The organism is Verrucomicrobiia bacterium, from assembly GCA_035577545.1.
Lineage (GTDB): Bacteria > Verrucomicrobiota > Verrucomicrobiia > Palsa-1439 > Palsa-1439 > Palsa-1439.
In genome coordinates this window covers 1-20923 of record DATLVI010000028.1, presented here as the reverse complement: position 1 = coordinate 20923, position 20923 = coordinate 1, and the positions used below count along the sequence as shown (strand labels likewise).

Genomic DNA, 20923 nt, shown 5'->3' with positions numbered 1-20923 from the left:
GGGCCGCACTACAAAACGCTCTCGCGCCTACGGCGCCACCGGTAACGAGATTGTCGAGGTATTCACGGCGTCGCGATAGATTTTCACGGTGGGTTGGCTCAGGTTCGGCAGGAAGAAGGGGTAGTCGCGGCTGGTGATTTGAAAGAAAACCTGGCTGCCAGCTCGAAAAGTGTGGTTCACCGTGAAGGGGAAGAAATCAATCGCGTGCGGTATGGATGGGTTGTTCGTGTGGTCCTTGAAGGCGCCGCGCGTGATAAGTTGGGTCTTGCCGCTGGCCGTGTGCTCAAGGATTTGCACATAATAATAGGCGTTCGAGTGGCCGGCCGAGACGATCAAATGGCAATCGGGCGATCCGACGACGTTGAGGTCCACGGGTAACGTGGCGCTGGTGAACCGGGCACGGTTCGCGCCACCGTCGGTCTTCGTGAAAATTTTTGGGTCGAGGATGCTGCCCGCGCCGGAATTCAAGATTGCGTTTACCGAAACGATGGATTCAATCAACGTGTTGTCATCTGCGCCGACCGCATGCAGGAGCGGACGCAGCACAAGAAGGAAGCCGGTCGAGGCCGGCAATTTTTTCACTTTGGCATTCGCGGCCGGGCTGACGGTGGAGAGCGTCGGCCCATTGAGGAAGTACGTGTTTGTAACCGTGCCCGGCAACGGCAGGCTGCTGGCCTCTATCAGGGCGTTGCTTGACCAGTTCACCGTGTTCTCCGGGGCCAACGTCACGGGCGGCTCGTTCGTGATGCCGGTATCGATACCCTTTAGCCATTGGTCGAACCAACGGACGGCCTGGGTCCGCAAATACATACCTTCACTGCCCGTGATACTTGACGAAGCGGGTGGATGTCCCAACCCGCCGATGTAAAGTTTCAGAAACGGGATGGCCGGATTGGTTTGGACGAGCTGGAGAGCCTGTTCGGCTGGGAACAAATCGTCCTGCCATCCCTGAATCACGAAGGCGGGGACGGTCAGCTGTGTTGGATTGAAGATCACCGAGCGCCAATCGATATTATCTTCGGGAGCACCCTGGCGCGTTTTCTCGGGCTTGCCATTCAGTATGTCGCGGAGCCAGTCGAACATCACCGGCGCGTAGTTTGGGTTCGTGAAATCAAACCCGCTCGCGAAGAGGCCGAGCGAATAGGTCAGTTTGGGAACGTCATTCGGCGCCAGTGCCTGGTAAAGGTCCGTCCAGCCAATGATTGGGATCACCGCGGTCAGCCCGGCCACGTGCGTTCGCATGATCTCGAAAGTGTGTCCGCCGCCGTACGATGGCCCCATCACGCCGAACTTGCTCGCGCTGGTGACGGGGATCACAATCGCCGGTGTATCCCCAATCGAGCCCGTTTGCATCGCCAGGATGATCGTTTTCAGGTCGTTGATCTCGTTGGGTCCGACCAGCGAAACCGAGCCGTCGGAATTGCCGAAGCCACGCACCGTCGGCGTGACCACGACGTAGCCTGCCGCGGCAAAGTCCTCCGCGAACGTCACGATGATATCGGTGCTTTTCGTTTCCGCGAAGCCGTGGACCACCACCACCGCCGGTGCGGGTGAAACCACGCCGTCGGGTATATAAACATTGGCATCGATCTGAACGGTGTTGGTTGAAGATGCGGACGTATCGCCATCGGCCGTACCGTCAGCGGTCGCCGGGACCGGGATGCGCGTGCTGTGGATGGTAAATGTCCCGCCCAGCGCTTGCGTCAACAGCGCCAGAAAAAATGCAAAAGTGAACGTACCCTGTTTCATACCAATGCCCCCATTTGTGGTTGACCGTGCCTTTACCCTACGGAGGAAATCGAATTTTGCAAATGGGGTAAGCACCCCATACGACAGGGCAGCCCAGCCACAACCCCGATTGAACCTTTTCTCGCTCCCGGCATTCTACTGGGTGTAAATGCTGGTAGTGCCCGAACGTGAACAACTGCCCGTAGCCGACGCGCGGGCTGGCGATGCCGAAGCATGGAAGACGCTCTTCCGGCGCTACCGACTGCCATTGTACGTTTATGTGTTTGAACTGTTACGCGACGAACAGGCCAGCCTCGACCTTGTGCAGGAGACATTCATCAGCGCGTTCCAGCACATCGCTTCGTTGCGTGAGGACGGGAAGTTTGGCGGTTGGCTATTCAGCATCGCCCATCAGAAATGTGTCCAGCAATGGCGACGGCTGGGCCACGAAGCCGAGTTGCGGGAAGAATTGTCGCCCGAGCCGGAAGCCGGCAGCCCGGGTCCGCTCGATATCTTGCTTCGCGAGGAACAGGAGGCTGAGTTCATGAAACTGCTGGAGAAACTCCCATTGCCCCAGCGGTCGGCGCTCTTGCTGCATTACATCGAGGACTTTTCCCTGGAAGAGATCGCCCGCATTACCGAAACACAACTGGGCACCGTCAAATCCCGCCTGCATTACGCCAAGCGAGCACTGAGAAAACTGTTGGAGACATAAGCATCATGAAAACGCCACGAGAAATCTTGTTGAGGCGACATCGACCAATCGAACCAAAGATGGATCGGATGTGGACCAAGAACCTCTCGACGGAATTGCGATCGGAACGAACTCCCGCTCCCGAGAACGTCTTTCTGGCCGCCGGCTGGAAACTCTGGTGCGAATTGGTCTTGCCGAGCCGTCGAATCTGGGCGGGCCTGGCCTGCGCGTGGGTGGCGATTGTTGTACTGAATGTGGCATCCTCCGAACCGTCATCGAAAGTTGCGAACAAAATCGTGCCGCTTTCGCAAGAGGAAGCGCAGGCGCTGATGGAACAACGCCGGATGCTGGCGCAGTTGATCGGTCCGCTACCCGAGCCTGCTTACACCCGGAAACGCACTTCACCGGGGCCGCGCAGCGAACGCGCCGCGCAAACCTCAGCCGTATGAGTGAAAGGCAGAGATGAATACCCCATCGGCAGATTCGCCAAGTCAATGGCAGCGAACCTCAGCCAGCCATTTCTTGAAATGGCTGTTCAGCTGGCGAACGTTACGACGTGTGCTGATTGTCACAGCCTGCCTTATCACGCTGCTGGCACTATTTTACACCGAGGAAAATATCCGGGGTAAACACGCGTGGGAGCAGTATCGTCGTGAAGCGGAAGCCCGCGGCGAACAATTGGACTTGAATGCGTTCATTCCCAAACCGATTCCCGACGACCAAAACTTTGCCGCCACGCCATTTATCCAATCATGGTTCGTCCGCAACAACCACGGTTGGAAAAGTGATTTTTACCAGCAAGCGGAGTATCATGTTGAGCCTCCCGAAGCGAAACGAGATACGTCTATCAGGCATTTTCTTGATTTGGTTGCCTGGAGCAGGGCGTTCGATGTGGTTCGTGCCGGTAAAATGACCGGCTCGCAGAACTTCGCGTCGGACAAGCTCGATTTCAAATCCCGCGCAAAAGCCGCCCCCTTGGTTCTGGAGGGATTGAAAACCAATGAAGCGGTTTTTGTGGAACTTCGCGCCGTCAGCCAGCGGCCATTCTCACATTATCCAGTCGATTACAACATGGAAGACCCAGCGGGAATCCTGCTGCCGCATCTCAATGAAGTCAAAGGCGCTTGTCGGCGCCTGGAACTCAAAGCCGGTGCCGAACTAGCCAACGGCCAGAGCGAGTCTGCCCTGGAAGATGTGAAACTGATTCTTCGGCTGACGGATTCGTTGAACGAAGAGTCTTTCTTGATTTCCTATCTGGTGCGTATCGCCTGCGTTCAAATTGCGATCCAACCAATCTGGGAAGGCCTGGCCGAACACGCCTGGTCGGATGCCCAACTACAAGAGCTTCAAGCGCGTCTTCAATCATATAATCTCGTGGCCGATTTGAAGTGGCCACTCGATGGGGAGCGCGCCGGGGGAATTGGCATTATTGATTTCGTCAGGCAACGCGGGGTTGGCACGCTGATCGAACTCCTCGGCCCGGGGCAGCCAACCCCGGTGGACAAAGACATTGCCGACTTTTTTGGCCGAATTGTTCCGTCAGGATGGTGGCGCCTGGAACAGTTCAACTATTGCCGGCTGTTTGGATTGCAGATGATGGGAACATTCGACGGCGCCAACAAACGAGTGTCCCCAATTCGAATTCAAGCCAACGCCCAAGAGTTGGAACACGCGCTTGCCGGGCGAAACCGGCAAACCGGCCCATGGCATATTGGCATGCTTCTCGTACACCACCAGCTCACGTCAGCGCTTCTGTTGCCGGCACTGGGGAGGATTCCTCTCGCAGCCGCCGTCGCACAAGCCGCAACGGATCAAGCCGCAATTGCCTGCGCGCTGGAACGCTACCGTCTGGCCAATGGACAATTTCCTGACACGTTGGATGCGCTCGTGCCGCGATTCATCTCTGAACTGCCTCACGATGTAATCACCGGCGAGCTCTACCAATACCATCGTACTGCCGACGGCCAGTTTGTGCTCTACTCCGCTGGCGGGAGTGAAAAGGACCACAGCAGCGGGTCGGGTAATGAAGATTTTCTTGGCAAAATCGTCAAGACCTTGGTTGAGGGTAAGGAAGGCGATTGGGTCTGGCAGTATCCGTCTCAATAAAAGCTTCAACAATAATCCACGATCCGATTCTACTTCGCGGCGGGCACCCGCAACTTCGCCAGGTCGGCTTCGATCTGCGCTCGTGCTTTGGGCGGGCCATTCCAGAATTGAAGGCATTTGTTGTAGGCTGCAACCGCTTCGTTGGTCCGTCCCTCGGCCACCAACAATTCCCCAAGAAACAGGAACAAGTGTGCGTCCTGGACGTCCTCCGCAATCGTGCGTTGGATCGCCCGGATCGCCCCTGGACGGTCCCCTTGTCGCGCTGCCAACTGCGCCCGCAGCAACCACGCCTGTGCCGCATGCGGTTGGTCGCTCGTTACGGCGTCCACATCGGCTACGGCCCCATCCAGGTCGCCATTGTTGGCTTTGATCTGCGCCTGCAGCAAACGCGCGTAGAAGTAGCGTGGATTCATCGCGAGCAGTTTTCCCGTGAATTCCAGAGCCTGGGTCTTTCTACCCTCATTGAGATCGATGATCCCGAGATTCATCCATGCCTCGGAGGGGCGCGGGTTGATCGTCACGGCATCCTCAAACAACGCCCCCGCCGTACCGACGGCGCCAACGGCCATGAGGAAATTCCCGACTGTCGCCACCACGCGTGCCCGGCGATAGGAATCTCCCCCGGCCGTCTCATCGGCCAGGGCGTGCGCATACTCGAGCACGGCGTTCGTATCCGTCACGCGCACGGGTTTGTAATCCGCCAGTTGCTTGTCCTCACGCAATTTTGCCCACGAACTCTGGTGCACAAAAATGCAGGCCGCGTGATCGAAATAGAGCAGGTCCCAGACGTGGCTTTTCACCATGTATTGCAGTACCGGGCGATCGTTCGCAGTCCCATACTGGAGGTAAGCGACCGACACCGACCGCTCGCGCATCCATGCTTCCCAGTCCACTGGATCGGACATCGCGCGTTGGTAGCGGTCCACAAAATCACGGCCGTAAAGATCCGGTCGCCCATCGCAGAACGGTCGCCATTGCGGGTACACTTTCCACAGCAGCGGCCCGCCGGAAAGGAAGGTATTGAAGACGTTCAAACCCGCCGGCAGTTTCGCCATCATGGACAGCGCTCGCAGCGGTACCACCGATTCGTCCACACCCGCGCCGAATTTTGACAACCGATTCTCCGCCATCGCCCAGCGGTTCGTGACGACCATGAAGATCAGGAAGGCCGCTGTGACGCCTGCCAGTACCCGGGCCGTCATCTCTCCCCAATCCGAATGTTCTTCTCCTGCGATATATGCGCGGACCACCGCCAGTCCATGCGCGAGAATCGATGCGGTTACGATGGCGTAAAGCGCTGTGAACCGGTTATAGCGCCACGCCAATGCGCCCATCCCGGCGACCACCAGCGCGTGTGACCACGGGAATTCGCGACGCTTGACGACCAGTACGACAATCAACACGACCGGATTCAGCCAGAACAACCACCAAAAAACCGTCAGCGCCCAATTCGGTTCCGTGAGCAACAGCAGATGCGTCGGTTGCCATTCACCAGTGGTACCTAACAGACTCGAATTCCTCACCTGCTCGACGGTGTGGCGTATCAACTCAATTCCGAATGGGTTCACCAGACAGGCGGCGCACGCCAGCAGGAGAGTCGCCGCTATCAGCAACAAGCAACGCCACTTTTTGCGGAGGGCAAATTCAGCCCCGTGCACCAGTCCGTAGATCCCCGCGAGCGCAATTCCAAGCGGGAAAGATGGGTGCGTGTTGACCCACAACACCTCCACCAGCGGCAGTCCCCACAGCCACATCGGTCTCTCGCGTCGCGCCGCGTCGAGCAGGCTGATAGTAGCGGCGGCAAAAAGCAACACCACCACGTCGGGTTTCGCTTCAAGTCGTTCACGCGCCGCGACGAAGGTCGCCATCACCAACAACGCCGCCAGCGGCGCACCCGCCCCGTTGCGACGACACGCCAAAAAAACCACCAGTCCCGTCAGGAAAACAACCGCGGCCTTCGCCACCAGCAGGGCATTGAATCCGCCCCACGTGTACACCGCATAAATGCCCACCTGAAACAGCCATTCCCAATCAAGCCACGGCTTTCCATAAACAGTCGCGGAAAATGGGTCGGTACGTGGGATCGATCCGTGACTGAGAATCCATTCACCAGTTTTGAGGTGCCAGAACGTGTCCGACTCGGAAACCTTCTCCAGCGCCAGCAGGAACGGGAATGCAAGGGCCAACACCACGACCGCGGCGAAGAGAACCTTGAGAAGTTTCCCGTGCATGGGCGTGTCATTGTCGCCAAGCCGCTGGCGGATTTCCAGTCCGATTCCACTGGAAATGGGCAGGTACATTCGCAACAATCAGGCAACCATGGCGAACCAGCCTTCGAAATTCCTCGTGTATGCCCGGCTCTTTCGGCTCCCAAGCGCCTTCACGGTGATGGCCGACCCGCTCGCTGGCTGGTTCGCCGTGGGTGGCGGCGTGCCGGCGTGGGAACTACCGTTGCTGGTGGGCGCGTCGGCGTGCTTTTATACCTCGGGCAGCGTGTTCAACGATCATTTCGACTACGACCTCGATCTCATTGACCACCCGGATCGTCCGTTGCCGAGCGGCGCGGTGTCCCTGAAAACGGCGCGACTGCTCGGAGCGGTCCTGATGATTGCGGCGTTGGGACTGGCGGCGTTGGCGGGACCGGTTCCGTTCGGCGTCGGCACCTTCCTCGGCGCGATGATTTTCTTCTACAACGCCTGGGCGCGGCGCTTTGCCGTCTTGCGCCCGCTGGTGCTGGGTACCTGCCGTTTTGCGAATTTCCTGCTCGGGATGCGTTGCCTGCCGGTGAGAATGTGGTGGATGCCGGCGACGCTAGGAGCATATGCGGTCATCATTACCCTGTTGTCGCGACGTGAACCCAACGATCCGGTACAGCAGCCAGTCATCCAGCGGCTGCTGTTGGGTATTATCGTGGTCGACGCACTGGTTGTCCTGCTTTCACCCTTTGGAGATTGGATTGGCGCACTGCTGGTGCTGTCGTTGCTGGTGCCCGCGGTTGTGCTGGACAACGTTTTTACCGCGAACCGACGCCACTAATGTGCCGACTCTTGTTCGGTTGACCTGGCCGGCACCTTGGTCGTGGGGAGCTGGTTCGCCTTGGCCACCAGCAAGCGCGAGAGGATTTCACGCAACGTCCCGTTATCGGGATCGACTTTGATGGCGCGGCGGATCGTCTCAATGGCGCCGTCGAGGTTGCCAGCTTTTTCGCAGAGTGCCGCGCAGTTGTAGTAAGCCGTGAGGTTCTTCGGGTCGAGTTCGATCACGCGCTCGTATTTTTCAATGGCCTTCGCTGTCTCGCCGGCCTTGGACCAGATCATCGCCAGGTTAAAGATCGAGGCAACATTCTTTGGATCAAGCTCAACCGCCTTTTCAAATCTGTCTGCGGCTTCCGGGTATCGACCGAGGTTATTAAGCGCCGCACCGAGATCCACGTAGGCAAGCTGGTTGCTGGGGTCAAGATCAGCCGCCTTTTGAAGCGGTTCGAGGGCTTCCTCGAATTTTTTCATGTTAATAAGGGAATTGCCCCAATTCAGAAAGATCATGCTGTTGCGCGGATCGATCTTCTCGGCCTCCTTCAACTGGTCAATGGCCTCCTCGTACCGTCCCAGTTTATCCAGCACGTACGCGATATTGACAAGCACGCTGAGGTTCAACGGGTCGAACGCCGCGGCGCGGCGAAACTGGTCGAGGGCAGACTCCCATTTGCCTTCGTTGACGAGCTTGATGCCCCGTCCTTGATAGAGGATGGCGCGAGCCGGGTCGCGTTCAAGGACGGGTTGCGCATTCTTGAGGTCCCCTGGGTCGGGGCGTGCGTGCGGCTCGTACACCGCCCCCATCGTGGGCCACGCGACGAGAACGCACCCAAGGACGACGGCGACGCCACGGAAAATGCGCCTTGTAGCCGGCTTGAATCGTGTCAGAAGGCTCATTTGGTCTGGCAAATCTAGCAGATTCACGTTATTTTTCGAGCCGTATCGACCAGGGCGAGTCGTTGTGCGAGGCAGGCAGATGAATCTGAGTTTTGGCTACAACACAAATGGGTTTGCGCACCACAAGCTCGAAGATGCGCTGGAGACCATCGCCGACTGCGGCTATCGCGGCGTCGCGCTGACCCTGGACAATTATCACTGCAATCCTTTCACGGTCGAGCCTGCCGATCTCAACCGCCTGCGCCAACTCCTCGACAAGCTGCAACTGCGTGTCGTGATCGAAACCGGGGCGCATTACCTTCTTAATTCGCAGCGCAAACACCATCCCACGCTCGTCAGCAGCGAGGGTCGTCCGATCCGCCTGGAATTCCTGCGACGCGCGATTGATATCGCCGCCGATTTGCATGCCGAATGCGTCAGCTTTTGGTCGGGCACGCCGGACCCCGAAGTTCCCGAACACCAGGCGTGGGACTGGCTGGTGACGGGCTGCCTGCAGCTCGCGGAGCATTCCAAGCGCCGCGGCGTGCAACTGGCCTTCGAGCCGGAACCGGGAATGCTGGTGGATGACATGGCGAAATTTGAAGTGCTCAAGAAACATATCAGCAGCGCTCGCTTCGGACTGACGCTGGACATCGGCCATGCGTTCTGCACCGAAACCATCCCGTTCCGCCAGGTCTATGGCAAGTCTGCCAACCTCGTCCGCAATGTGCACATCGAAGACATCCGCGACCGCAAGCACGAGCACCTGATGTTCGGCGAAGGCCAACTGGATTTCGTCGCCATTCTCCGCGTGCTCAACGACAACAAGTACACGGGCCTCGTCAATGTCGAACTCCCGCGAGACAGCCATCGCGCCCCGGAGGTCGCGCGCGCGTCTATCGAGTTTCTCAACGCCGCATGCCAAAAAACCGCGCTGCCAACTTCGTCCAGCGCTGCCAGACCCACTCCGTCGGCTGCGCGCTGAACGTTTTCCCATCCATCTCACTCGCGGAATTGGGTGTGCCAGAAAAATTCCTTGTGCCGGGACCGACTTCGGCTATATTTGAGCCAGCGTTTTGGAGGCAATCATCATGAATATGGCACGTTTGGCTTTCCTGTCCGCGGTCACAGCAATCATCGTCAGCGCATCCTTAGCCTACGCCGCTCCCTGCGAATCCGTCGCCTCGGCGAGCGCATCCACCGCGTATCAAAAGGTCGATGCGTTGCTCAGCGAGAAGATCGTGGCGACCCAACTGCAGGCCGTTGGCTTGAGTAGCGAGCAGGCGCAGGCCCGTCTCTCCCGATTAAGCGAACGACAGCTCAACGAATTGGCGGCGCAGGCAGATATGATCCGGGTTGGCGGCACGATCCAGAAGGGAAATGTGCATCCGGGCGGCCCATTTTGGTATATCGGCCATCAATTTTGCCGCTTTTTTGACAACGTCTATCGCCTGCTGTTCTCTTGGGATGAGCTGAAGTAAACTCCTTTTTCAGCACCACGGCCTGTTCCGAAAGCTTTCGGAACAGGCCGTTTTTGTTATATTGGCACCGTGAAAGCTAGCGCGGTGTCCTTTACAGAGAACCAACTGCTCTTCGGTCGCGACGACGCTTCGTCCATTGTCTGTGCAGAACTGACCGGCGATGCGGAAATCACCGTCTTTCGCCGGCTCGATGGTAAACTCACAGTCGAGACACAACCTTTCCAGCCATTCCTCTGGCTCGGCGAGCAGGTCTTCCTGCAGGGATTCGACCGCAAGGTGGAACATGTGCCGCTGGCGGGCAGCGGCGCGTTCAAGTCCCTCGCACGGTTCCAATCCTGGGAGGATTTCCAGCAGGCGCGCAAGTTCCTCGGCGCCACGCCCTACTTCGCCGTCAACGACCCCGTGCAACAATACCTGATGGCCACCGGGCGCACATCGTTTAAGGCCCTGCGCTTCGACCAGCTTCACCGGCTGCAAGTGGCAACCGTCACAGCCGACAACACCTTGCAAGCCCTGCAGCTTTGCGACAACCGCGGCTGGCAGCAGGAACTCACCGGCGCGGAAGCCGAGATCCTCAAGAAGTTTGTCGAGGTGATACGCGAACGCGATCCGGACGTCCTCGAAGGCCACGACATTTTCCGCGGCGTCTTGACGCAGCTCACCGGCCGCGCTCGTGTTGGCCGTGTGCCGCTGAAGCTCGGTCGCGATGGCTCCGCGCTTCGCTCCCGACAGTCGCGTGTGCAAATTGCCGAACGCACCATCCAGTACCCGAAATATGAAATCCACGGCCGCCACGTCGTCGATACGTTCCTGCTCAGTGTGTATTACGACGTGTCCTCCCGCGAATTGGAGGGCTTCGATCTCGACGAAGTCGCCCGTCATTTTGGCGTGCAGGAAACCGGCGCGGTGGCGGTGCGCAAAATTGGGGACCTCCTCAGCCCAAGTTACTTTGTCCAGGCGCAAATCTTCCCGTACAACTACCAGGACGTTGTTGTCCGCGGCAACGCGACGAAAATCGACGCACTCTTTCTGCGCGAGTACCTGCAGCAGCGCCATTCGGTCCCCCAATTTGGTGAATCGCGCCCGTTCGCGGGTGGTTATACGGATCTATTCCAGGAAGGCATCGTGCGCAACGTGTGGCACTGCGACGTGCAATCGCTGTATCCGTCGCTGATGCTGGCTTTCGAGATCAAATCGCAACGCGACGAGCTGAATCTGCTGTTGCCGCTCCTGCGCGATCTCCGCCAATTCCGCCTCCGCGCCAAGGCGGACGTCAAAACAGCGGTCGACGAGACACGGCGCCAGCACCTTGATGCCTTGCAGCAGACCTTCAAGATCCTCATTAACTCCTTTTACGGTTACCTCGGTTTTTCTCAGGCGCACTTCGGCGATTTCACCGCGGCGGAGGAAGTCACTGCGAAAGGCCGCGAGACGCTGAAGACAATGCTCGACTGGTTGCAAAAACGCGGCGCAAAAGTCGTCGAAATCGACACCGACGGGCTGTATTTCGTCCCGCCATCCCAAGCTGATCCCAAAACGCTTGAGAGCGAGCTACAGGCCGCGTTGCCCAAGGGCATTGATGTCGAGATCGATGGACAGTTCCCCGCGATGTTCAGTTACAAGATGAAGAACTACGCGCTGCTCGACAGCGACGGGAAACTACACGTCACCGGCTCCGCGCTCCGCTCACGGGGTTTGGAAAAATTCCAGCGGGAATTCATGGAAGACATGCTCACGCTCGCGCTCAAAGGCGAAGCGAAGAAGGTACCGCAACTTTACGAAGATTACTGCCAGAAGATCGAGCGCGGTTTGTTCCCCATCGAAATGCTTGCCAAGACAGAAACGCTGCAGGATACGCTCGACGCCTATCAGCAGAAGATCGCCAAGAGTGCTCGCAATCGTAGCGCCGTGTATGAGTTGGCCCTGAAATCGGGGAGAACCTATCAACCCGGCGACCAAATCACCTACTACGTTACCGGCGACGGCAAACGTGTCAGCGTCTACGACAATTGCAAACTCGCCGCCGATTTCAATCCAGCCCGCCGCGACGAGAATATCGACTACTATCTCGACAAACTGAAAGCGCTGTACAAGAAGTTCGCTGCGATGTTGGCAGGATGAGAATAGAACATTGCCATTTTCGACAGTCGCACTAAAATCAATTCTCGAGAACATGCTCCTACCCGCACAAATCATCCAGAAGAAGCGCGACGGGAAGGCGCTGACCGAAGAGGAGGTCCGTTTCTTTATCGACGGGTTCACTGGTGGCGAACTACCCGAGTACCAGATGGCCGCGCTGGCGATGGCGATTTGTTTTCAAGGGATGAATTTCGACGAGACGATGTGGCTCACGCGCGCCATGGTCGAGAGTGGCCAGGTCGTTGAATGGAAGGGACGGGCGGGCGCGTTCTATGCCGACAAGCACAGCACGGGCGGCATCGGCGACAAGACCTCCTTGATCATCGCCCCGCTCGTGGCGGCCTGCGGTGTGAAAGTGCCAATGATTTCCGGGCGCGGGCTCGGCCCGACAGGCGGCACGTTGGACAAACTCGAAAGCATTTCCGGTTTCAACGTGAACCTGTCGCTCGACGATTTCAAGCGGATCACCGATAGCGTGGGTTGCTGCATGATTGGGCAGACCGCGGACATCGCGCCCGCCGACAAGAAACTGTACGCGTTGCGCGACGTGACAGCGACCGTGTCATGTCTGCCGCTCATCGTGGCCAGTATCATGAGCAAGAAACTGGCGGAGAACGTGGATGGCCTTGTGCTCGACGTAAAATGGGGCAGCGGCGCCTTTATGCGAACGCGTGAGACGTCAACGGACCTGGCAAAAGCGCTGGTCGAGGTCGGCAAACGTTACGGCAAGAAGGTCTGCGCGCTACAGACGGACATGAACCAGCCGCTGGGCCGTAAGATTGGCAATGCATTGGAAGTTCGCGAGTGCATCGAGATAATGAATGGTTCCACACAGGTCGATGATTTGCTGGAGGTCACACTCGCACTTTCCGCCGAGATGTTGCTCATGGCGGGGGCTGCGAAAAATGTTGCAGCCGCGAGGGAAATCCTGCAAAAGAAGCTCGCGAACGGCGAGGCGCTCCGCAAATTTGCCGAGATGATCGCAGCACAAGGTGGCGATGCGAAAGTTTGTGACGATTTGCAGCGCTTGCCGTCCACGAAACAGGTGAAGCCTATTCCCGCGCCGAAGTCGGGATTGGTCCAGTCGATCGAGTGCGATCAAATCGGTTACGCGGTCATCGCGCTCGGCGGTGGCCGTCGAGTGGCGGCGGACAAGGTTGATTTCGCGGTCGGTTTCGAGGAACCGAAGAAAACCGGTGATGCCGTGAGGGCGGGCGAGCCGTTGATGATGATGCATTACAACGATGAGGCGCGCGCCACTGAGGCGGCTCGCATGGTGCAGGACGCATACAAGATTGAAGACAAACCCGTGAGTACACGATCACCGCTGATCGTGCAAAAGATCGAGTGAGGACCTGATTCAGATGATGGCGAATGTAAAAGAGACCAAGGATTTCCTGGAATCGAAATTGGCGGGGTTCAAGCCGGACGTGGCGCTGGTGGTTGGCTCCGGCCTCGGAGGCATCACGCAGGGTGTCACGAAGCCGGTCGTGATCTCTTACACCGATATTCCCCACTTCCCGAAGCCCACCGTCGCCGGACATGCCGGGCAGATGATCTTCGGCGAATTGGCGGGGAAGAAGTTGCTAGTGCTGAGCGGACGCTTTCACTGCTATGAAGGGCGCAGCCCCGCCGAAATCACCTATCCAATCCATGTGGTCGATGCGCTTGGTGTGAAAGTGCTCATCGTCACCAACGCCGCGGGCGGCATCAATCCGCAGTACAAGCCCGGTGACCTCATGGTGATCGAGGATCACATCAATCATTTGGGCATCAATCCGCTCATTGGCGGTGTCAATGGCGACGGCGGCGTCAAGTTCATCGACATGAGCCAGGCGTATTCCCCGCGACTGCGTGAAAAACTCGATGCGGCTGCCGAAAAACAGCAGGTTTCCATCTGGCGCGGCGTTTACCTCGCCACGACCGGGCCGAGCTACGAAACACCCGCCGAAATCAAGGCGTTCGCCTGGGTCGGCGCCGACGCGGTGGGGATGAGCACCGTGCCGGAAGTCATCATGGCGCGTTACCACAACATCGAAGTCGTCGGCATCTCCTGCATCACCAACCTCGCTGCAGGTATTTCCAGCAAAAAACTGTCCCACGAGGAAGTCCTCGAAGTGGGCCGAACGGCGCAAGGGAAACTCGCCAAGCTACTTACCGAGTTTATCGGCGCGTTATGAAATCCAACGCGCTCAAGTTCCGCAAGCTGATCGCCACCGCCAAAGCTGCCCAGCGTAATGCCCACGCTCCGTACTCGAAATTTCAAGTCGGCGCCGCGCTTCTCACCAAGAGTGGCAAGGTGTACACGGGCGTCAATGTCGAGAATGCCAGTTACGGACTGACGAATTGCGCGGAGCGCGTCGCCGTCGGCAAGGCTGTCAGCGAAGGGCATCGCAAGTTCCAGGCGATTGCCGTCGTTGCGCCAAGCACCGCCCTCAGCCCGTGCGGCGCGTGCCGCCAGGTGCTGGCGGAATTCGGCGAATGTGTCGTCATCTGTGCTGATTCACGCAACACCCGCCGCTTGCGCATTCATCTGCTCTCAGAATTACTTCCCCACACCTTCAAGCTGTGATAGTTATTGGCTGTAGGATTTACAGCCATGAACACAGATTTGAAGTCCCTTAAACACCGTTCGAGCACGGTCACGGATGGGCTCGGGCGCGCCGCGGCACGTTCGTACTTGCGCTCCGTCGGGCTCAGCGACGAGGATTTGCATAACAAACCGCTGGTGGCCGTCGCCAATACCTGGACCGACGCGATGCCCTGCAACGCTCACTTGCAGCGGCTGGCCGCCAAAATCAAGGAAGGCGTGCGCGCGGCGGGTGGCGTGCCACTCGAATGCAACACCATCGCGATTTCCGATGGCATTTCCATGGGCACGGAAGGCATGAAGTGTTCGCTGATCAGTCGCGAGATTATCGCCGACTCGATTGAACTGTTCGCCCGCGGCTATCTATTTGACGCGGTCGTTGCGCTGTCGGGCTGCGACAAAACCATTCCCGGCACGGTCATGGCGTTAGCGCGGCTGGACTTGCCGGGTTTGATGCTCTATGGCGGTTCGATTGCGCCCGGTAAATGGCATGGCAAAGATGTGACGATCCAGGATGTGTTTGAAGGCGTTGGCTCCTGCGCCGCCGGCAAGATCACGAAGGAAGACCTGCGCGAGCTGGAAATCGCCGCCTGTCCCGGCATGGGCGCGTGCGGCGGCCAATTCACCGCCAATACGATGTCCATGGCGATGGAGATGCTCGGCATCTCGCTCATGGGTGCGAATAGCGTGCCCGCAGAGGACGCAAAGAAGGATCAGGTCGCATTTGAAACAGGAAAACAAATCGTTGAATTGCTCAAGCGAAAACTGACGCCTCGCAAAGTCATCACGCGAAAGGCCCTGGAGAACGCCATCGCCGCCGGCGTCATGTCGGGCGGGTCAACCAATCTCGTTCTGCATCTCCTGGCGATTGCGCGTGAAGCGGGCGTGCCACTGAACATCGATGACTTTGACCGCGTCAGCGCGAAGACCCCGTTGCTTTGCGATTTGAAGCCGGGCGGCAAGTTCGTTGCCACCGATGTCTATGCCGCTGGTGGCACGGCGGTCGTCGCGAAACGCTTGCTCGATGCGGGACTGCTCAACCCCGATGAAATCACCGTCTCGGGTCGTACGATTGGCGAGGAGGCCCGAGACGCGAAAGAAGCTCCGGGACAGCCGGTCATTCGCCCACTCGCAAACCCGATCAAGCCGACGGGCGGACTGGTCATATTGAAAGGCAACCTCGCGCCCGAAGGTTGCGTGCTGAAGGTCGTTGGTCACAAACGCACGAGCCACCGCGGTCCGGCGCGCGTCTTCGACTGCGAAGAGGACTCGTTTACGGCAGTCCAGGCGAAGCAGATCAAACCTGGCGATGTCGTCGTGATCCGCTACGAAGGCCCGCACGGCGGTCCCGGCATGCGCGAGATGCTGGCCGTCACGGCGGCGATTGTTGGCCAGGGAATCAGCGATCAAGTGGCTTTGATGACCGATGGGCGTTTCTCCGGTGCGACCTACGGGTTTACCGCAGGGCACGTTGCCCCGGAAGCCTCGAAGGGCGGACCCATCGCCATCGTGCGCGATGGTGACATGATTTCGTTCGACGTGGCGAAGCGGCGTCTGGATGTTGAATTGAGCGATGACGAGATCCAGCGCCGATTGAAGGAGTGGAAACCGCCCCAACCGCGCTACAAAACGGGCGCACTGGCGAAGTACGCCAAACTGGTGTCCTCGGCCTCGGAAGGGGCTGTTACAGGATGAGTCTCGTCACCTCTTTGTAACATCGACGCCACCGGGGCGTGACGCGTTTGTTACACCGTGCCGCCATGTCAGAAACGATTCTTATTGTGGACGACGAGCCGGATGTGAGCGACCTGCTCGTTTACAACCTCCAAAAGGCGGGTTACAAGACCGTTACCGCTCGCGATGGCAGTGTGGCGCTGCAGAAGGCGCGCGACGAAGTGCCGTCCCTGATCCTCCTGGACCTGATGTTGCCGCAGATGGACGGCACGGAAGTGTGCCGACACCTGAAGGCCGACTCGAAAACCGCCCACATCCCGATCATCATGCTCACAGCCAAGGCCGAGGAAGTGGATCGCGTCGTCGGTTTGGAACTGGGTGCGGACGATTACGTGACGAAGCCATTCAGCCCGCGGGAGATCGCGCTACGGGTGAAAAGCGTGCTACGGCGCGCCAGCGGGAAAACCGCACCCGCCGAAATCCTCAAATTCGGCGACCTCACAATCGATATTGCCAAACACGAGGTCACGTTGAAGGATAAAGTGGTTGATTTGACGGCAACCGAGTTCAAGCTGCTGGCCACGTTGCTGGAGCGACGGGGGCGCGTCCAATCACGGGACCGTTTGTTGACGGATGTCTGGGGTTACGAAGGTGACGTAGACACGCGGACGGTGGACACGCACATGCGCCGGCTGCGTGAGAAATTGGGCAAGGCCTCTGACTATGTCGAGACGGTCCGCGGAGTCGGGTATCGCTTCGCTGACGCGCCCTGAGAACTAGCGGCCCTGCAAGAGAGCGATGAGCCAATAAGCCGCGGCAGCCACCACTGCTGAACACGGGATCGTCAACACCCACGCCCACACCACCTGCCGCGCCACGCCCCAGCGCACGGCGGACAGTCGGTGCACCGCGCCGACGCCGACAATGGCACCCGTGATGGTGTGCGTGGTGCTGACCGGGACGCCAAGGGCCGCCGACGTGAACAACGACGTCGCCGCGGCGAGTTCCGCGCATGCGCCATCATAGGGCCGTAATTTTGTGATTCTCATGCCCATCGTCTTGACGATTCGCCAACCGCCCGCCATTGTGCCGAGCGCTATAGCAAAATGGCAAACAAGCACAATCCAAAACGGAAACGTGACTTTTCCCGCCGCAAACGCCGCCTGCTGTCCTTTCCAAATGCTGGCGTACAACAGTGCCGCGATAATGCCCATCGTCTTCTGTGCGTCGTTGGTCCCATGACCCAAACTATAGGCTGCGGCCGACCAGAGTTGTATTCGCCGGAACCAGCGATCCATCTTGATCGGTGAAGCCTTACGAAAGACCCACATCACGATGAACGTGAAGAAGAGGCCCAGCACCAAACCAACCAGTGGCGCAATGACAATGAACTCGACCGTTAATAACACCTTGGCGGTTTGCAAAACACCGTCCCACTGTCCGGCGTGCACCAGCGCCGCGCCGCCGAATCCGCCGAGCAACGCGTGCGATGAGCTGGATGGTATCCCGCCGTACCACGTGATCAGGTTCCAAACGATGGCGCCGAGCAGCCCGGCGAAAATGACTTCAACCGTGACGTAGTCCGCATGCACCCATGTCGCGACGGCGTTGGCGACATGCACGCCGAAAAACCACGCCGCCGCGAAGTTCCACCACGCCGCCCAGCAGACGGCCTGAAACGGTCGCAAGACGCGCGTCCCGACGACGGTGGCGATGGAGTTGGCCGCGTCATGGAACCCATTGATAAAATCAAAAACGAGCGCCGTGAAAAAAATCAGGGCAATGTATGGATTCTGGAGGATGTGCAACAGATCTGTGAAAAACGCGGACATTCAGGTTTCCAATCGCCGCCGGCGCTCAACTCATCTTGACGATGACACCTTGGAGAACATTGGCCACGTCTTCCAGACGGTCAGTGACCTTCTCCATCGTCTCATAAATGTCCTTCCACTTGATGACCTCGATGGCATTCTTCTCCGTCGCGAACAACTCGGCCAGCGCCGTGTGGAGAATGTCATCCGCTGCATTTTCGACCTCATGCACGGTAATGCAATCGCGCATGACCTGCTCATAGTGTTTGGCCGAGCGCATCCCGTGAACCGCTTCCGCGAGCTTCTCGCAACCGCGGACAATCTGCTTGGCGAGGTTGATCGCGTGTTGGGTGGGTTTCTGGATGCCGAAAAAGGCCATGCGGTTGGCGGCTGCGTTGGTCAGATCGACGACGTCGTCGATCCGGAGAATCATCACATGGATGTCTTCCCGGTCGAGGGGAGTGATGAACGACTTGTTCAATTGATCCATCGTGCGATGAGCGACATCATCGCAAGCGTGCTCGACCTCGTTCAGCTCGCGGGCGATCGGATCAGCATCGCCGTAATTCTCGGTCAGCTTCAGTAGCAGTTTGGCCGCCGTGACTGCCTGGGCGGTTGCCCGGTCGAACGATTCGAAGAAATCATATTCCTGTGGAATTAGTCGCCTCAGCATGGGGTATTCTCCTGATGACCGATGACAATTGTGTAACGAAATTCACACGGAATAGCAACAAGTTGCTCGGCTCTTCACGGTTTTGCCCCGATTTCGTTGAAACGACGCACGGTGTCCGCTATCGTGTCGCGCGAGAAGCGTGAAACTCACACTGCCATCAAAGTGGTTCCTCGGGCTGGCGATTCTGCTCGCCGATCTGTTGCTCGTTGTTTATCTCGCACTTCGGCTCACGCTGCCCCCGTACTTGGTACGCCAGATCGAGGCGGACCTGAGACGGGATGCGGTTGTGGTGCGCGAGGTCTTCGAATCCAAACTCAAGGCAGCACATCCGGATGCGGTGGAAATCAATCGTCTCAGTAATGATCTCGCCAGGAAGACCGGTCTCCGCATTACCGTGATCGGGCCCGGCGGGACGGTCATTGGTGAATCGGACAAACCAGAAAGCGAACTGAAGAACATCGAAAACCATCTGCACCGGCCCGAGGTCCAGCAAGCGCTACGTGAAGACATCGGGAGCGCAACGCGTCACAGTGACACGGTTGGTGTCGATCTGTTGTACGTGGCTGTGCCGGTTCGGGGTGACAATCTCGTGGGAATCGTCCGGGTGGCAATGCCGCTCGTGGAAATTCAACACACAATCGCGCGTGTGCTCCACACCGTGGCGGTCGCCAGCGTGCTGGTCGGTCTCGCGACCGCGCCCATCTTGTATTGGCTGTCAAGGCGCGTGACCCGGCCCATCCTGCAGATGCGTGAAGTGGCGGGACGAGTGGCGCGTGGGGATTTCACGGAAAGAGCCCCCGCGAAAGTCAGTGGCGAACTCGGGGAGCTGGCCACCGCGCTCAACGACATGTCATCCCAGTTGTCCGCGCACATCCGCGAACTCAGCGAGGAGAAGGCCGATCTCAGCGCGATCCTCGCCGGCATGACGGAAGGCGTGCTCGTGGTGCGTCCCGACGGTCGGATTCGCCTGACGAACCAGGCACTACGGAGCCCGTTCGCCATCGACGAGGAAGCCGTCGGAAAGACCGTGTTGGAGGCGTTTCGCAATCTTTCGTTGCAGGAACTTGTCGGCGAGGTCATTCAGGAAGGCGACGTGGCGGCCCGCGAGCTGACGTTCCAGACACCGAACGAACGCGCCTACGAACTAAGCGCCACGCGCTTGCAAGACCATCAGGGCGCACTCTCGGGCGTGGTCGTAGTCTTCCACGACATTACCCGCATGCGGCAGTTCGAAAACACGCGCAAGGAATTCGTGGCCAATGTCAGCCACGAACTGCGCACCCCTCTTTCGATCATCAAGGGATATGTCGAGACACTGCTCGACGAGCAACCACCCGATGAACAGACGGCACGGCAATTTCTCCAGACCGTCCAGCGCCACTCCCACCGCCTCGAAGCGCTCATCGCCGATCTGTTGAGCATTTCCGCTCTCGAATCCCAACAGGCCCGCCTCAATTTCGAGCCTGTTTCCATGTTGGCGGCTGCCCAATCCGTCGTCGACGAACTGGCGCGACAAGCTTCGGAAAGGTTCGTCACTGTTTCGCTGGAAATCCCCGAATCGCTTCCGGCCGTTCGCGCCGACGCGCGTCGCTTGCATCAGGTCCTCTTTAACCTGCTCGACAACGCGATCAAATATATACCGTCCGGCGGCCACGTGACCATCCGGGCGGGTGAGAAAGACGGGTATATTGAAACCACGGTGGCAGACGACGGCCCCGGCATCGCGCCGGAACACCTGCCCCACGTCTTCGAACGGTTTTATCGCGTCGACAAAGCGCGCAGCCGCGAACTCGGTGGCACGGGCCTTGGGCTCTCCATTGTCAAACACATCGTCCAGTCCCACGCCGGCCGTGTCTGGGCCGAGAGCCAGATGGAGAAAGGCAGCACGTTCTACTTCACCTTGCCTCGCGCGTGACAGCGCCATCACGGGCCGGTATACTCCAGAGATCGCGCGGGCGTTATAACGAAAGGAACAGCGGATGAAAGCGTCTTCCAAAAACCGCTACTGGCTGGGCTTCGACCTGGGCGGGACCAAGATGATGGCCACGGTGTTTGACAAGGACTTCAACATTGTTGCCTACCGTCGCAAAAAAACCAAAGATGGCAAAGGTTCCAAGGG

The 20923-nt window shown here is 58.6% G+C and carries 18 protein-coding genes; 13 read left to right on the top strand and 5 right to left on the bottom strand.

Annotated features, from left to right (window positions below; genetic code table 11):
* Positions 1 to 27 precede the first annotated feature (27 nt).
* Positions 28 to 1749 (bottom strand): CocE/NonD family hydrolase, encoded by a 1722-nt coding sequence (locus tag VNL17_09615; protein HXI84331.1) that lies wholly within the window; start codon positions 1747 to 1749, stop codon positions 28 to 30.
* A 157-nt stretch (positions 1750 to 1906) separates the two neighbouring features.
* Between VNL17_09615 and VNL17_09610 the strand changes: the two genes are divergently transcribed.
* From VNL17_09610 to VNL17_09600, 3 genes are all read left to right on the top strand, one after another.
* Positions 1907 to 2443 (top strand): RNA polymerase sigma factor, encoded by a 537-nt coding sequence (locus VNL17_09610; GenBank protein HXI84330.1) that lies wholly within the window; start codon positions 1907 to 1909, stop codon positions 2441 to 2443.
* Between the two features lie 5 nt (positions 2444 to 2448).
* Entirely contained in the window at positions 2449 to 2871 is a 423-nt protein-coding gene (locus VNL17_09605) for a hypothetical protein (protein HXI84329.1), read from the top strand.
* A gap of 109 nt (positions 2872 to 2980) precedes the next feature.
* On the top strand, positions 2981 to 4528 hold the full coding sequence (locus VNL17_09600; protein ID HXI84328.1) for a hypothetical protein: 1548 nt from the start codon (positions 2981 to 2983) through the stop codon (positions 4526 to 4528).
* Between the two features lie 29 nt (positions 4529 to 4557).
* Here VNL17_09600 and VNL17_09595 read toward each other — a convergent pair whose 3' ends face one another.
* Positions 4558 to 6828: a tetratricopeptide repeat protein gene (locus VNL17_09595; protein ID HXI84327.1), complete on the bottom strand. Its 2271-nt coding sequence runs from the start codon at positions 6826 to 6828 to the stop codon at positions 4558 to 4560.
* Between the two features lie 19 nt (positions 6829 to 6847).
* Here VNL17_09595 and VNL17_09590 point away from each other — a divergent pair, with 19 nt between their 5' ends.
* Positions 6848 to 7564, top strand: coding sequence for a UbiA family prenyltransferase (locus VNL17_09590; protein ID HXI84326.1), 717 nt, complete (start codon positions 6848 to 6850; stop codon positions 7562 to 7564).
* Here the strand turns inward: VNL17_09590 and VNL17_09585 are convergent.
* On the bottom strand, positions 7561 to 8457 hold the full coding sequence (locus tag VNL17_09585; protein HXI84325.1) for a tetratricopeptide repeat protein: 897 nt from the start codon (positions 8455 to 8457) through the stop codon (positions 7561 to 7563). The two genes, VNL17_09590 and VNL17_09585, sit on opposite strands and share 4 nt — an antisense overlap.
* Before the next feature lie 79 nt (positions 8458 to 8536).
* Here VNL17_09585 and VNL17_09580 point away from each other — a divergent pair, with 79 nt between their 5' ends.
* The 8 genes from VNL17_09580 to VNL17_09545 all read left to right on the top strand — a co-directional run bounded on the left by VNL17_09580 (position 8537) and on the right by VNL17_09545 (position 17093).
* Positions 8537 to 9421: a sugar phosphate isomerase/epimerase family protein gene (locus VNL17_09580; protein HXI84324.1), complete on the top strand. Its 885-nt coding sequence runs from the start codon at positions 8537 to 8539 to the stop codon at positions 9419 to 9421.
* 106 nt (positions 9422 to 9527) lie between these two features.
* Positions 9528 to 9917, top strand: coding sequence for a PA2779 family protein (locus VNL17_09575; GenBank protein ID HXI84323.1), 390 nt, complete (start codon positions 9528 to 9530; stop codon positions 9915 to 9917).
* 69 nt (positions 9918 to 9986) lie between these two features.
* Positions 9987 to 12038, top strand: coding sequence for a DNA polymerase domain-containing protein (locus VNL17_09570; GenBank protein HXI84322.1), 2052 nt, complete (start codon positions 9987 to 9989; stop codon positions 12036 to 12038).
* A 52-nt stretch (positions 12039 to 12090) separates the two neighbouring features.
* On the top strand, positions 12091 to 13407 hold the full coding sequence (locus VNL17_09565; GenBank protein HXI84321.1) for a thymidine phosphorylase: 1317 nt from the start codon (positions 12091 to 12093) through the stop codon (positions 13405 to 13407).
* Positions 13408 to 13420: 13 nt separating this feature from the next.
* Entirely contained in the window at positions 13421 to 14236 is an 816-nt protein-coding gene (locus VNL17_09560) for a purine-nucleoside phosphorylase (protein HXI84320.1), read from the top strand.
* On the top strand, positions 14233 to 14628 hold the full coding sequence (locus VNL17_09555; protein ID HXI84319.1) for a cytidine deaminase: 396 nt from the start codon (positions 14233 to 14235) through the stop codon (positions 14626 to 14628). Before VNL17_09560 ends, VNL17_09555 begins: the two co-directional genes overlap by 4 nt.
* A gap of 27 nt (positions 14629 to 14655) precedes the next feature.
* On the top strand, positions 14656 to 16341 hold the full coding sequence (ilvD, locus tag VNL17_09550; protein ID HXI84318.1) for a dihydroxy-acid dehydratase: 1686 nt from the start codon (positions 14656 to 14658) through the stop codon (positions 16339 to 16341).
* Positions 16342 to 16406: 65 nt separating this feature from the next.
* Entirely contained in the window at positions 16407 to 17093 is a 687-nt protein-coding gene (locus VNL17_09545; GenBank protein ID HXI84317.1) for a response regulator, read from the top strand.
* 3 nt (positions 17094 to 17096) lie between these two features.
* Here the strand turns inward: VNL17_09545 and VNL17_09540 are convergent, their stop codons facing one another.
* A complete protein-coding gene (locus VNL17_09540; protein ID HXI84316.1) occupies positions 17097 to 18152 on the bottom strand; it encodes an inorganic phosphate transporter in 1056 nt (351 codons plus the stop codon).
* Between the two features lie 25 nt (positions 18153 to 18177).
* A complete protein-coding gene (locus VNL17_09535; protein ID HXI84315.1) occupies positions 18178 to 18804 on the bottom strand; it encodes a DUF47 family protein in 627 nt (208 codons plus the stop codon).
* Between the two features lie 139 nt (positions 18805 to 18943).
* Between VNL17_09535 and VNL17_09530 the strand changes: the two genes are divergently transcribed.
* Positions 18944 to 20719, top strand: a complete 1776-nt coding sequence (locus VNL17_09530) for an ATP-binding protein (GenBank protein HXI84314.1) — start codon at positions 18944 to 18946, stop codon at positions 20717 to 20719.
* The last annotated feature ends 204 nt before the right edge of the window (positions 20720 to 20923 follow it).